Origin of the sequence: Burkholderia sp. Ax-1724 (assembly GCF_011752995.1) — a bacterium.
Lineage (GTDB): Bacteria > Pseudomonadota > Gammaproteobacteria > Burkholderiales > Burkholderiaceae > Paraburkholderia.
Genome location: NZ_VWWL01000044.1, coordinates 17,560 through 29,468 on the forward strand (window position 1 = coordinate 17,560; position 11,909 = coordinate 29,468).

Below are 11,909 nucleotides of genomic sequence, written 5' to 3' on the forward strand. Positions count from 1 at the left end.
CTTGAAAAACAGGCACGACGGGGCCACGTGTGGCAGCGGGCAATCCGCGCAGATCCCGTTTGGCGAAGAGGGAGCCCGGCGCCTGTTCTGCGTAACCGCGCCCGATCCCCGCTTCCCGCAACCCGTTAGAATGGTTCTTTGCTCCAAGGCCCGGTGCCGTCCCCATGTCCGAACACCATCTGACTGAAGCCGAAGACACGCTCGACGAATCGAAATTTGTCTCGTTCGAAGGCTCGCCGTTCCGGCTTTACCAGCCCTATCCGCCCGCCGGCGACCAGCCCACGGCCATCGACACGCTCGTCGAAGGCGTCGAGGACGGTCTCGCGTTCCAGACGCTGCTCGGCGTGACCGGCTCCGGCAAGACTTTCACGATGGCGAACACGATCGCGCGGCTCGGCCGCCCGGCCATCGTGTTCGCGCCGAACAAGACGCTCGCCGCGCAGCTCTATTCGGAGTTCCGCGAGTTCTTCCCGCACAACGCGGTCGAGTATTTCGTCTCGTACTACGATTACTACCAGCCGGAAGCGTACGTGCCGCAGCGCGACCTGTTCATCGAGAAAGATTCGTCGATCAACGAGCATATCGAGCAGATGCGGCTGTCAGCGACCAAGAGCCTGATGGAGCGGCGCGACGTCGTGATCGTCGCGACCGTCTCGGCCATCTACGGTATCGGCAACCCGTCCGAATATCACCAGATGATTCTCACGTTGCGCACCGGCGACCGGCTCGGCCAGCGCGACATCATCGCGCGGCTGATCGCGATGCAGTACAGCCGCAACGAAGCCGACTTCCAGCGCGGCTCGTTCCGCGTGCGTGGCGACACGATCGATATTTTCCCGGCCGAGCACGCCGAGATGGCCGTGCGCGTCGAACTGTTCGACGACGAAGTCGAAACGCTGCAGCTGTTCGATCCGCTCACCGGCCGCGTGCGGCAGAAAATTCCGCGCTTCACCGTGTATCCGTCGTCGCATTACGTGACGCCGCGCGACACCGTGCTGCGCGCGGTCGAGACGATCAAGGCCGAGTTGCGCGAACGGCTCGAATTCTTCTATGGCGACGGCAAGCTCGTCGAGGCGCAGCGGCTCGAACAGCGCACCCGCTTCGACCTCGAAATGCTCCAGGAACTCGGTTTCTGCAAGGGCATCGAGAACTACTCGCGGCACTTCTCGGGCGCGGCGCCCGGCGAGCCGCCGCCGACGCTCGTCGACTATCTGCCGCCCGACGCGATCATGATGCTCGACGAATCGCACGTGCTGATCGGCCAGCTGAACGGCATGTACAACGGCGACCGCGCGCGCAAGGAAAATCTCGTCGACTACGGCTTCCGGCTGCCGTCCGCGCTCGACAACCGGCCGCTCAAGTTCAACGAATTCGAACGCAAGATGCGCCAGGTCGTGTTTGTGTCGGCGACGCCGGCCGACTATGAGAAGAAAACGGCCGGCCAGGTTGCCGAACAGCTCGTGCGCCCGACCGGGCTCGTCGATCCCGAGATCGAGGTGCGGCCGGCGCGCAGCCAGGTCGACGACGTGCTCGGCGAGATCAACGAGCGCATCAAGGTTGGCGATCGCGTGCTCGTCACGGTGCTGACCAAGCGCATGGCCGAGCAGCTCACCGAGTTTCTGGCCGATCACGGCATCAAGGTGCGCTATCTGCACAGCGACATCGACACGGTCGAGCGCGTCGAGATCATCCGCGATCTGCGCCTCGGCGCATTCGACGTGCTGGTCGGCATCAACCTGCTGCGCGAAGGGCTCGATATTCCCGAGGTGTCGCTCGTCGCGATTCTCGACGCGGACAAGGAAGGCTTCCTGCGCGCCGAGCGCTCGCTGATCCAGACGATTGGCCGGGCGGCGCGCAACGTGAACGGCAAGGCGATTCTCTACGCGGACAAGATCACCGACTCGATGCGCCGCGCGATCGACGAAACCGAGCGGCGGCGCGCGAAGCAGATCGCGTTCAACGTCGAGAACGGCATCACGCCGCGCGGCGTGGTCAAGCGGATTCGCGACATCATCGACGGCGTGTACAACGTCGACGAAGCGCGCGCCGAATTGAAAGAGCAGCAAACGCGCGCGAAATTCGAGGACATGTCGGAGAAGCAGCTTGCCAAGGAGATCAAGCGCCTCGAAAAGCAGATGATGGAGCACGCGAAGAACCTCGAATTCGAGAAGGCCGCGCAGACCCGCGACCAGTTGGCATTGCTGCGTCAGCGCGTGTTCGGCGCGAACGTCGGCGATCATGTGTCCGGCGTCGACTGACGCGCAGTTCATCCGGGGCGCGACCATACGCCGCGCCCCGTTCATTGCACCCGCCCGCGAGCGACTCGCCCGCGCTCCCGCAGCCGCGCAATGCATGGCATCCGGGCCGGCGCCATCGCCGGTGTACCCCGGTTTCACTATCGCTCCCCATTTCCGCCGCCAGCACCCGTTCCCTTAAATCTGCCTTAAGACCCTGACGGCACAAGGCCTGGCGTGCGTTCGCGTTTGTTCTCCCCGGGGATAGATGATAAACTCGACCAATATTGAGAATGGTTCGCATTTAAATTTACATCTGGCTTGCGCGCACTGTTCCAATGGATTCGATTCCAGTCTGATAAAAACAAGGAGTTTCAATGCGGATTTCTTCATTTGCACGTGGCGGCGTAGCCGTGGCGGCCGCTGTCGCGGCGCTCTCGGTATCGGCTGCGGAATACCCGATCGGCAAGCAACAGATCCAGGGCGGCATGGAAATCGGTGCGGTCTACCTGCAGCCGATCACGATGGAACCCGAAGGCATGATGCGCAAGGCATCGGACTCGGACGTCCACCTCGAGGCCGACATCCACGCGGTCAAGAACAATCCGACCGGCTTCGCCGAAGGCGACTGGATGCCGTATCTGCAGGTGCATTACGAACTGACGAAGGCCGGCTCGAACCAGCCGCTGAAGGGAGACCTGATGCCGATGGTCGCAAACGACGGTCCGCACTACGGCGACAACGTCAAGCTGCAAGGCCCGGGCAAGTACCACCTGAAGCTGATCGTCGAACCGCCGATGCAGATGGGCCATACGGCGTTCGGCCGCCACGTCGACAAGGAAACCGGCGTGGGTCCGTGGTTCAAGCCGTTCACGCTCGACTATGACTTCACCTTCGCCGGCATCGGCAAGAAGGGCGGCTATTAATTGCCGCGAAGCGACCGCGAGCCGCGCCGAGGATCGCGTCGCCGTGCCTGAACGCACGGTCGCGCGACGGCCGGGGCGGCTCGGTGAATGCAGCAGACGGCGCGCCGGCGTCCGGTGTGGTAGCCGGGGTCGGCGTGCCGTGTTTTCCGGAAAGGCTCATGGGAATCAACCGAAAGATTGCGATGCTCGCGGCGACGTTCTGGCTGGCGGGCGCGGCTCACGCAGCCGACCTGCCGACCTTCAAGCTCGAAATGAGCGACGGCAAGCTGAACCCGGCGCGCATCGAAGTGCCGGCGGGGCAGCGCATCAAGATCGAGGTGCGCAACACCGGCAAGGGCGCGGCCGAATTCGAAAGCGTGCAGTTGCGCAAGGAGAAGGTATTGGCGCCGGGCGCCGATTCGTTCGTCGTGATTGCGCCGCTCGAACCGGGCGAATACAAGTTTTTCGACGATTTCCACCAGCAGGCGCAGGGCGTGATCGTCGCGAAGTAAGCAGTGGCCTCGCACGCGCGCGCTCGCGCGCGGGGCAGCAGAAGTATCGAAGGAGAGCTTGAATGGGTCAGATTCTGTTCATCGTGTGGCGGGAAAGTGTCGAGGCGCTGCTGGTCGTCGGCATCCTGTACGCGTGGTTGAAAAACGGCGACGACGACGCGCGCCGCGGCCTGCCGTACCTGTGGGGCGGTGTGGCGGCCGGGATTATCGCGGCGGTCGCGCTTGGCGCGGCGCTGGTCGGTTTCACCGAGGTGCTGTCCGGCGACGCGCAGGACTACTTCCAGACCGCGATGGTGCTGATCGCCTGCGTGCTGATCGTGCAGATGGTGCTGTGGATGAAGCAGCATGGCCGCACGCTGAAGCGCGACATGGAACAGTCGCTGCAAAAGAGCCAGCGCGATTCGAACTGGTGGGGCGTCGCGGTGCTGGTTGCGCTGGCGATCGCGCGCGAAGGCAGCGAAACGGTGATCTTCCTGTACGGCCTCGGCTTCGGCCAGTCGGGCCACGTCGACGGCAGCCAGATGCTGGCCGTGGCGATTGGTCTCGCGCTCGCGTTCCTGACCTTCTACGTATTGCAGCTCGGCGGCAAGATTTTCTCGTGGCGGCTCTTTTTCCGCGTCACCGAAATCATGCTGCTGTTCCTCGGCGCGGGCCTGTTCCAGACCGGCGTCGACAAGCTGATCGACAAGGAAATCCTGCCGACGCTCGTCGACCAGTTGTGGAATTCGTCGGCGATCCTTGACGATTCGAGCACCTTCGGCTCGCTCGTCGCGACGCTGACGGGCTATCGCGCGCATCCGGCACTGATGAACCTGATCGCCTACGCGGTCTATTGGGGCGTCGTCTGGTGGCTCGTGCGCCGCGCAACCCGCAAGCCGGCGCAGCAGGCAGCAGGGCGCGCGGCATGAGTACCGTGATGGCGCCGCGGCCGGGCCGTCTCGCGGCGGCCGGCCAGTGGATGCAGCGTCACGGCGCGGCGATCCGCGGCATCCAGTGGATCGTGGTCGCGGTGTACGCGTTCCTGATTATCGTGCCCGCGCTGATGCCGCTGCCCGACGACACCGCGCATCTGTGGAGCAACCTGACGCTCGCCGCGCAGTTCGTGTTCTGGGGCATCTGGTGGCCGTTCGTGCTGCTGTCGATGGTGATGCTCGGGCGCGTCTGGTGCGGCGTGCTGTGCCCCGAAGGCGCGCTCGCCGAATTCGCGAGCAGGTTCGGCCGCGGCCGCGCGATTCCGCGCTGGATGCGCTGGGGCGGCTGGCCCTTCGTCGCGTTCGGCATCACGACGATCTACGGGCAGATGGTGAGCGTCTACCAGTACCCGAAAGCCGTGCTGCTGGTGCTCGGCGGCTCGACCTTCGCGGCGATCGTGATCGGCCTGCTGTACGGACGCGAGAAGCGCGTCTGGTGCAAGTATCTGTGCCCCGTCAACGGGGTTTTTGCGCTTCTGGCGCGCCTTGCGCCGTTTCACTACAAGGTCGACGAAGACGCCTGGCGCCGCTCGTACACGAACGGCGAGCACGGGCATCGCGTGATTCCGATCAACTGCGCGCCGCTCGTGCCGTTGCGCAACATGAAGGGTGCGGCGGACTGCCATATGTGCGGCCGTTGCAGCGGACACCGCGACGCGATTGCGCTGACGTGGCGCAAGCCGTCGTCGGAAGTGGTGCAACTGGGCGACAAGAAGGCGAACCCGTGGGACACCGCGCTGATCCTCTACGGCCTGCTCGGCATCGCGATCGGCGCGTTCCACTGGACTGCCTCGCGCTGGTTCATCGATCTGAAGATGTTTGCCGCGACGTGGCTCGTCGATCACGACATCACGTGGCCGCTCGACACCAACGCGCCGTGGTTCCTGTTCACGCATTATCCCGAGCAGAACGACGTGTTCTCATGGCTCGACGGCTCGCTGCTGATCGGCTACATCCTCGCGACGGCGCTCGTCTACGGCACCGCGCTGCTGCTGTTGCTGATGGGCGCGACGCGCATGCTCGGGCGCTTTGACGCAACGCGGCTGCATCATCTGACGCAGGGGCTGATTCCGATTGCCGGCGCGGGCGTGTTCCTCGGCCTTTCGGCGACGACGCTGTCGTTGCTGCGCGCCGAACACGTGCCGCTGTGGTGGGCGTCGGATCTGCGCATCGCGATTCTGGTGATTTCGAGCCTGTGGAGCGCGTGGCTCGCGTGGCTCGTCACGCGCCGCTATAGCGAGCGCTTCGTGCCGCGCGCGCTGGCGCTGCTGTGGTTCGTCGCGGCGCTGGCCGTGGTGAATAGCGCGTGGTGGCTGATGTTCTGGGGCTGGGCGTCGAAGTAGTAGGCGGGAAGTAGGCGAGCGGCGCGCGCCGGCGGCTTCGCGGACTGCCCGGCGTCGGTGCTCGCTCCGCGCAGCCGCCGGCCGACGCGCAGCGCAGCGAACCGTATCGGCCAAAGGAAAAACCGGCAAAGAAAACCCTAGGCGGAAAACCGCAGCACCAAACAGAAAGCCGTGGGATGTCACCATCCCACGGCTTTTCCATTTTTCCGATTCAGCGACACGCGACGTTTGGCGCATCTGCTATCCAGTGAGAACCAAAAAAGCGGCCTGGCTTGCTGCGACGGCTGGCTTGGTGTCTGCACGAAGGGGTCTAGTTCTCGCGTGCAAGCCGTCGTGGCTGGCTAATGCCTAACACCTCTCTGGGAGGTGGTCCCCACAATACCCTGTACTGACCTCTCGTTCCTTACTTCGTCAGAATCAGCTTGCCCAGCCGCGTGGCACGCAACTGGTAGGTCTCGCCGTTATGGACGATGCTGACGTGACTATGACCCTGTAGCAACGCGTCGCTGCGCACGACCCGCTCCTGTGTCTCGCCCGGAGCGTTCTTGCGATCCGGGGCCGGCTTGGCCGATGCGTTGGCCGTCGACGACGTTTTCGGGCGGCTGGTCAGCGCGGCCGCCGGGCGGCGCAGGCCGAGCGTAGAGGAGCGGTTCAGATCGGTCATTCGTTTGAGCTGTTCGTCGATTCGATGGATTTGATTCTAAATGATAACTATTCCTATTTACAAGAAAGAGTAATTTATTGGATTCGACTTCCGATAGGTAGAGGAACGACTCGCCGTACGAGGATCGAGGGCCGTCGTGGTCACGGCCCTGCGTGGAGTGGCGTGGCGCGGGCAGGGCGCCCGCGCGTCATTCAATGCAACGGTCCCGGTTTCTGCTTCGCCACCACGTACTGGCGGATCAGCCGTACCGTGTCGATATCGTTCTCGCGATACGCCGACTTGACGATCTCCTGCGTCTGCACGGCGTCCTGATCGGTCGAGACGGGCAGCGTGGTCGCATACTCGAAACGCAGGAAGAGCTGCAATTCGTCGGGCTGCTCGATCGTCATCGTGAGCGAGCCGCCGACGTGGTCCGCGGTCGGCAGGATGTCGTAGCGCACGCTGCGGCTTTCTTCGAGCGTGACACGGTCGCGCACGGTGGCCTGGCCGTAGTGCAGTTCGCGTTCGAGGACATTGCCTTCGCGCGACAGGATCGTGCAGCTGTCGAGGCCCATCACGAACAGTTGCGGCTGCTCGGCGCGCAGCACGAGTCCTTCCCACAACTGTTCGCGGGTCATCGAGTCGACGAAGGGATTCAACGGATCGTTGATCTGGATAAGGTGTTCGAAATTCAAGACGGCTGCGTCCTATGAAAACATTGCAAACGTTGCGATATCCACCGACCTCTGTCGATCTCCGCGGCCCGCTTGCGTGGGCTCGTCCGCCGGACGTCCGTCACGCGACGGCGAGGGCGGAGCGGATCGAGATCGTATGCGTGAGGATCTTGTGGACCGGACACGCATTGGCAATCTGCAGAAGCCGTTCCCGCTGCTCGTCGGACAAGTCGCCTTCGAGCACGATCTGACGGTCGATCGTGGAGCCGGCGTCGCCGGTTTCCAGCGAGAGCTTCACGCGCACGCCGGCCAGCGGCCATGCCTTACGTTGCGCGTACATCTTCAGCGTGATCGACGTGCAGGCGCCGAGGCTCGACAGCAGCAGCGAGACGGGTGTCGGGCCGCGATCGCCACCGCCGAGCGATGCGGGTTCGTCGGCGAGCCACGTGTGCCTGCCGTCGTCGAAACTGACCTGGAAGTTCGTCGAGCCGATGTGGGCGGTGACGGTGGACTCTGCCATGCGTGCTCCTCTGCGGGGACGAAAAAAGCGCCGCGCGTCGCGGTTCGTTGCAACGAACCCGCGGGCGGCGCGATTCAAAGCGTTATTGTGACCGAATTTACAGGCGTTCGCGGCCTGGCCGGCCAAGGCAGCGGCGGGTTTCAGTGCGTAATCGCGCCCATCCGGCCGGCCTGGTAATCGAGCACCGCCTGGCGGATCTCGCCCTCGCTGTTCATGACGAACGGGCCGTAGCGCACCACCGGCTCCTTGAGCGGTACGCCGCCGAGCAGCAGCACTTCGAGCGGCTCCTCGCCGGCCGAGAGCGTGACCGCGTCGCCGTCGTCCTCGAACACGACCATGGTTTGCGCGGCGATTTCGCGACGCGCCTCGCCTTCGCCGTAGATGCCCTTGCCGGACAGCCCGTAAGCGAACACGCGATAGTCGGCCGGCACGGGCTGGCGGATCGTCGCGCCCGGCTGCAGCGAAAAATGCTGATAGAGGATCGGCGTGCGCGTTTCGATGGCGGCTTTCACGCCGAGCGCTTCGCCCGCGATCACCTTCACGCGCACCTTGCCGTCCGCGGAGGTCGCGACGGGGATGCTCGCCGACGGGACTTCCTGGTAGCGCGGCGCGATCATTTTGTCGCGGCGCGGCAGATTCACCCACAATTGCAGGCCATGCACGCGCCCGCCTGTGCGCACGAACGCCGGGTCCGGCATTTCGCTATGCACGACGCCCGCGCCGGCGGTCATCCATTGCACGTCGCCGGCGTGCAGCGTGCCGGAATGGCCCGCCGAGTCCTTGTGGCCGAACTGGCCTTCGAGCACGTACGTGACCGTCTCGAAGCCGCGATGCGGGTGATCGGGCGCGCCCTTGGCCTCGCCAGGCGCGTAGTCGACCGGCCCCATTTCGTCGAGCAGCAGGAACGGATCGAAATCCATTAAAAGACGCGTCGGAAACGGCCGGTGGACGATAAATCCGCCGCCTTCAACGGTGCGAACCGACGGGAACGTGCGTTCGATCGTGCGTGTCGTGCTCATCAATATCACCTTGAAAAATGGGGAATAGCGTTATTTTTGAAACATGAGGCTATTATAGGGACCGTTTTTCACGGTACCAGCCACCTTCAAGCAATGGATTGTTCTGCTAACGGAACGATGAGATGAAGATCGATTCTCACAACCTGAACGACCTCATGTACTTTTCGCAGGTCGTCGAACATGGCGGATTTTCCGCTGCCGAGCGCGTGCTAGGCATTTCCAAATCGCGTCTGTCGCGGCGGCTCACGGAGCTGGAGGCGTCGCTCGGCGTGCGCCTGCTGCAGCGCTCCACGCGCAAGCTCGCGCTGACCGAGGCCGGCCAGCTCTTCTATCAGCACTGTCAGGCGATGCTGAGCGAGGCGCAGGCGGCGGTCAACGTGGTGCAGCAGCTGCGCTCGTCGCCACGCGGCACCGTGCGCGTGAGCGTGCCGGTCACGATTTCGCAGACCATCCTGTCGGTCATCCTGCCGGAGTTCATGCACCGCTATCCCGAGGTGCGCGTCATCATGCGCGTGACGAATCGCGTGGTCGACCTGTTCGAGGACGCGATCGACGTCGCGCTGCGCGTGCGCTCCGATCCGCCCCAAAACGCCAACATCGTCGTGCGGCCGCTGTGGCGCACGCAGCAGATGCTGGTCGGTGCACCGAGCCTTTTGCAGCAGAATGCACCGCCGCTGACGCCGGCCGACCTGAGCCGCTTCGAAACGCTCGACGTGCCGACGAGCGACGGCCGCCACGTCTACAACCTGATCTCGCCCGACGGCACGCGCCATGTGCACGAACATGAGCCGCGCCTCGTGACCGCCGATCTGATGACGATCCGCGAGGCGGTGCTCGCGGGCGTCGGCATCTCGGCGCTGCCGGAGATGATGTACGGCGCCGCATTGCGGGCAGGGCAGTTGTCGCCGGTGATGCCGGGCTGGAGTTTTCCGACGCCGCAGCTGTACGCGGTGTTCGTCTCGCGCCAGGGGATGGTGCCGGCCGTGCGGGCGTTCGTCGATTATCTGGTCGAGATGCTCGATCAGGATTCCGGCACGCACATCATGGGTGAGTGCCCGGTGCGCGACGAAAAGGCGGCGCAGGCGGCGTCCACGGCTGCCTCGGCAGTTGTCTCATAGCGCCCGCATCGCCCGCGCGTCAGCCGTATCGCGTCGCGCAAATCGTTTTTAGCATTTAAGCGCGGCCTGTCATGGTTACTTTCAATGGCCGTTTGCTTGAATGCGCGCGCCCTCGGGCCTATAGTGAAATCCCTTCGCTAAGGAGTCTCTTATGCGAAAACTCATGGCCGCTATCATAGCGAGCCTGATAGGGCTGACCGCGCTGTCCGTGTCGAGCACGGCTGTCGCATGCGGTGATAGGAGCTATCAGTCTTCGGCCGATGGCAAATGATCCCGCCGCCCGAAGGCGCCGAGTGCGCACAAAAAAAGGCCTTCATCTGACGATGAAGGCCTTTTACTTTTTGGCTCTTGTTTTTTTAGCCCCTGTACAAGGGGCTTTTTTGCGTTTTCACACCGATGCGGCGTTACTTCGCTTTGGGCTGCGTGACGAAGCCGATCTTCGTGAGACCGCCTGCCTGCGCCGCCGACATCACCTGCGCGACTTTCTCGTACGGCACCTTGCGGTCCGCATCGAGATGCAGTTCCGGCTGCGGGTTCGCCTGCGCGGCCGCCGCGATCTTCGCGGCAAGCGCCGCGTCGTCGACCTTGGTGCTGTCCCACAGCACGTTGCCGTCCGCGTCGATCGACACTGTCACCTGCGCGGGCTTCGTGTCTTCCTTCTGACTGCTCGCGTGCGGCAGATCGATCTTGACCGCATGACGGATCACCGGAATCGTCACCATGAAGACGATCAGCAGAACCAGCATCACGTCGACGAGCGGCGTCATGTTGATCTCGTTCATCAGGCCGTCGTCATCGTCTCCGGCGAAAGGGCTCATTGCCATCGGAATGCCTCGTCGATCAGTTGGCGCGGGTCGCGAGACGCAGGCCGTCGCGGCTACGCTTGGACGACGACAGGCGCGCGCCCGTCACGAAGAACGCATGCAGGCCGTGCGCGAAGCGGGAGAGCTTCGCGACGATCGCCTTGTTGGCGCGCGTGAGCGCGTTGTAGCCGAGCACGGCCGGAATCGCGACGAACAGGCCGAACGCGGTCATGATGAGCGCCTCGCCGACCGGGCCGGCGACCTGGTCGATCGACGACTGGCCGCTCGCGCCGATCGCGAGCAGCGCGTGATAGATGCCCCACACCGTGCCGAACAGACCGACGAACGGCGCCGTGCTGCCGATCGACGCGAGAATCGCGAGGCCGCTCTGCATGCGCGCGACGCTTTCGTCCATCGTGTCCTTCAGGCAGCGCGTGATCCAGTCCGACACGTCCATGCGGTCATGCAGATGCGGCTGCGTTTGATGATGATGGTCGGCCGCTTCCTGGCCCGCCAGCGCGAGCGCGAGGAACGGATTGTCCTGCGGCGTCGAGGAGCCGGCGCCGAGCTTTTCCACGCCGTCGGCGAGATCGTCCGAATGCCAGAACGCCTGCTCGGCGTTCTTCGTGAGACGCTTCAGGCGCATCACGTTCCAGCTCTTGACCACGATCACGCTCCACGACATCACCGACATGATCAGGAGCGCAAGCGCGATGCCGCGCGTCACGAAATCCCCTTGCGCCCACACGTGCGCCAATCCGTAGTTTTGCATTGCAATTCCCTGTTTTTGAAAGCTGCTTCAATCGGTCAGATTGAAGTTGAAAGGCTGGGTGTACACGGCCCGCACCGGCTGGCCGTTCTCGAGATAGGGCTTGCAGGCGCTCGCGCGCACGGCGGAGACCGCGGCGTCGTCGAGGCGGCTGAAGCCGCTGCTTTTCTTCAACTCGACGCTCTCGAGCTTGCCCGTCAGACCGACCACGAAGCGCACGTACGCCGTGCCGGATTCGCCGCGCCGTTTCGACAGCATCGGGTACTCGGGCTGCGCGATGTTGCAATCGATGTGCGAGACGTTCTTCGGCGCGGCGATTTCCATCGTCTGCCGGCCGATCGGCGGCGCTGCCGCGGCGGGCGGCGGCGCGGCTTCGGCGGGCGCGGGCGGCGCCGGCT

At 64.1% G+C, this 11,909-nt stretch carries 13 protein-coding genes; 6 read left to right on the forward strand and 7 right to left on the reverse strand.

The features are described 5' to 3' along the window. Window positions 1-164: 164 nt before the first annotated feature. The 5 genes from uvrB (at window position 165) to F3J19_RS31720 (ending at window position 5,965) form a co-directional block, all read left to right on the forward strand. Window positions 165-2,258: an excinuclease ABC subunit UvrB gene (gene uvrB, locus F3J19_RS31700; RefSeq protein ID WP_167050365.1), complete on the forward strand. Its 2,094-nt coding sequence runs from the start codon at window positions 165-167 to the stop codon at window positions 2,256-2,258. A 353-nt stretch (window positions 2,259-2,611) separates the two neighbouring features. Continuing rightward, window positions 2,612-3,160 carry an iron transporter gene (locus tag F3J19_RS31705; RefSeq protein ID WP_167050367.1) on the forward strand — a complete coding sequence of 183 codons (549 nt, stop codon included), beginning with the start codon at window positions 2,612-2,614 and terminating at the stop codon, window positions 3,158-3,160. Between the two features lie 158 nt (window positions 3,161-3,318). Next, complete coding sequence (locus F3J19_RS31710; RefSeq protein WP_167050369.1) at window positions 3,319-3,651, forward strand: cupredoxin domain-containing protein; 333 nt, start codon at window positions 3,319-3,321, stop codon at window positions 3,649-3,651. 62 nt (window positions 3,652-3,713) lie between these two features. Further along, window positions 3,714-4,559 carry an FTR1 family protein gene (locus F3J19_RS31715; protein ID WP_167050371.1) on the forward strand — a complete coding sequence of 282 codons (846 nt, stop codon included), beginning with the start codon at window positions 3,714-3,716 and terminating at the stop codon, window positions 4,557-4,559. Next, on the forward strand, window positions 4,556-5,965 hold the full coding sequence (locus F3J19_RS31720) for a 4Fe-4S binding protein (protein ID WP_167050373.1): 1,410 nt from the start codon (window positions 4,556-4,558) through the stop codon (window positions 5,963-5,965). Before F3J19_RS31715 ends, F3J19_RS31720 begins: the two co-directional genes overlap by 4 nt. Before the next feature lie 403 nt (window positions 5,966-6,368). Here F3J19_RS31720 and F3J19_RS31725 read toward each other — a convergent pair whose 3' ends face one another. From F3J19_RS31725 to F3J19_RS31740, 4 genes are all read right to left on the reverse strand, one after another. Beyond that, complete coding sequence (locus F3J19_RS31725; protein ID WP_167050375.1) at window positions 6,369-6,629, reverse strand: hemin uptake protein HemP; 261 nt, start codon at window positions 6,627-6,629, stop codon at window positions 6,369-6,371. 191 nt (window positions 6,630-6,820) lie between these two features. After that, on the reverse strand, window positions 6,821-7,303 hold the full coding sequence (locus F3J19_RS31730) for an SRPBCC family protein (RefSeq protein WP_167050377.1): 483 nt from the start codon (window positions 7,301-7,303) through the stop codon (window positions 6,821-6,823). Window positions 7,304-7,403: 100 nt separating this feature from the next. Further along, entirely contained in the window at window positions 7,404-7,802 is a 399-nt protein-coding gene (locus F3J19_RS31735; RefSeq protein WP_167050379.1) for an OsmC family protein, read from the reverse strand. Window positions 7,803-7,942: 140 nt separating this feature from the next. Beyond that, the gene (locus F3J19_RS31740) at window positions 7,943-8,821 is read right to left on the reverse strand and encodes a pirin family protein (RefSeq protein ID WP_167050381.1); all 879 of its coding nucleotides are present in this window, start codon (window positions 8,819-8,821) and stop codon (window positions 7,943-7,945) included. A 122-nt stretch (window positions 8,822-8,943) separates the two neighbouring features. Between F3J19_RS31740 and F3J19_RS31745 the strand changes: the two genes are divergently transcribed. After that, window positions 8,944-9,939, forward strand: coding sequence for a LysR family transcriptional regulator (locus F3J19_RS31745; RefSeq protein ID WP_167050382.1), 996 nt, complete (start codon window positions 8,944-8,946; stop codon window positions 9,937-9,939). 404 nt (window positions 9,940-10,343) lie between these two features. Here F3J19_RS31745 and F3J19_RS31750 read toward each other — a convergent pair whose 3' ends face one another. The 3 genes from F3J19_RS31750 to F3J19_RS31760 all read right to left on the reverse strand — a co-directional run. Beyond that, window positions 10,344-10,763, reverse strand: coding sequence for a biopolymer transporter ExbD (locus F3J19_RS31750; RefSeq protein WP_167050384.1), 420 nt, complete (start codon window positions 10,761-10,763; stop codon window positions 10,344-10,346). Window positions 10,764-10,779: 16 nt separating this feature from the next. Then, a complete protein-coding gene (locus tag F3J19_RS31755; RefSeq protein WP_167050386.1) occupies window positions 10,780-11,514 on the reverse strand; it encodes a MotA/TolQ/ExbB proton channel family protein in 735 nt (244 codons plus the stop codon). Between the two features lie 27 nt (window positions 11,515-11,541). Continuing rightward, window positions 11,542-11,909, reverse strand: a 368-nt coding sequence (locus F3J19_RS31760; RefSeq protein ID WP_167050387.1) for an energy transducer TonB, incomplete at its 5' end; no start/stop codon positions are given.

Excerpts from the sequence above, each read along its gene's own strand:
- uvrB (WP_167050365.1), top strand. The coding sequence starts at position 165 with ATGTCCGAACACCATCTGACTGAAGCCGAAGACACGCTCGACGAATCG.
- F3J19_RS31705 (WP_167050367.1), top strand. The coding sequence starts at position 2,612 with ATGCGGATTTCTTCATTTGCACGTGGCGGCGTAGCCGTGGCGGCCGCT.
- F3J19_RS31710 (WP_167050369.1), top strand. The coding sequence starts at position 3,319 with ATGGGAATCAACCGAAAGATTGCGATGCTCGCGGCGACGTTCTGGCTG.
- F3J19_RS31715 (WP_167050371.1), top strand. The coding sequence starts at position 3,714 with ATGGGTCAGATTCTGTTCATCGTGTGGCGGGAAAGTGTCGAGGCGCTG.
- F3J19_RS31720 (WP_167050373.1), top strand. The coding sequence starts at position 4,556 with ATGAGTACCGTGATGGCGCCGCGGCCGGGCCGTCTCGCGGCGGCCGGC.
- F3J19_RS31725 (WP_167050375.1), bottom strand. The coding sequence starts at position 6,629 with ATGACCGATCTGAACCGCTCCTCTACGCTCGGCCTGCGCCGCCCGGCG.
- F3J19_RS31735 (WP_167050379.1), bottom strand. The coding sequence starts at position 7,802 with ATGGCAGAGTCCACCGTCACCGCCCACATCGGCTCGACGAACTTCCAG.
- F3J19_RS31740 (WP_167050381.1), bottom strand. The coding sequence starts at position 8,821 with ATGAGCACGACACGCACGATCGAACGCACGTTCCCGTCGGTTCGCACC.
- F3J19_RS31745 (WP_167050382.1), top strand. The coding sequence starts at position 8,944 with ATGAAGATCGATTCTCACAACCTGAACGACCTCATGTACTTTTCGCAG.
- F3J19_RS31750 (WP_167050384.1), bottom strand. The coding sequence starts at position 10,763 with ATGGCAATGAGCCCTTTCGCCGGAGACGATGACGACGGCCTGATGAAC.
- F3J19_RS31755 (WP_167050386.1), bottom strand. The coding sequence starts at position 11,514 with ATGCAAAACTACGGATTGGCGCACGTGTGGGCGCAAGGGGATTTCGTG.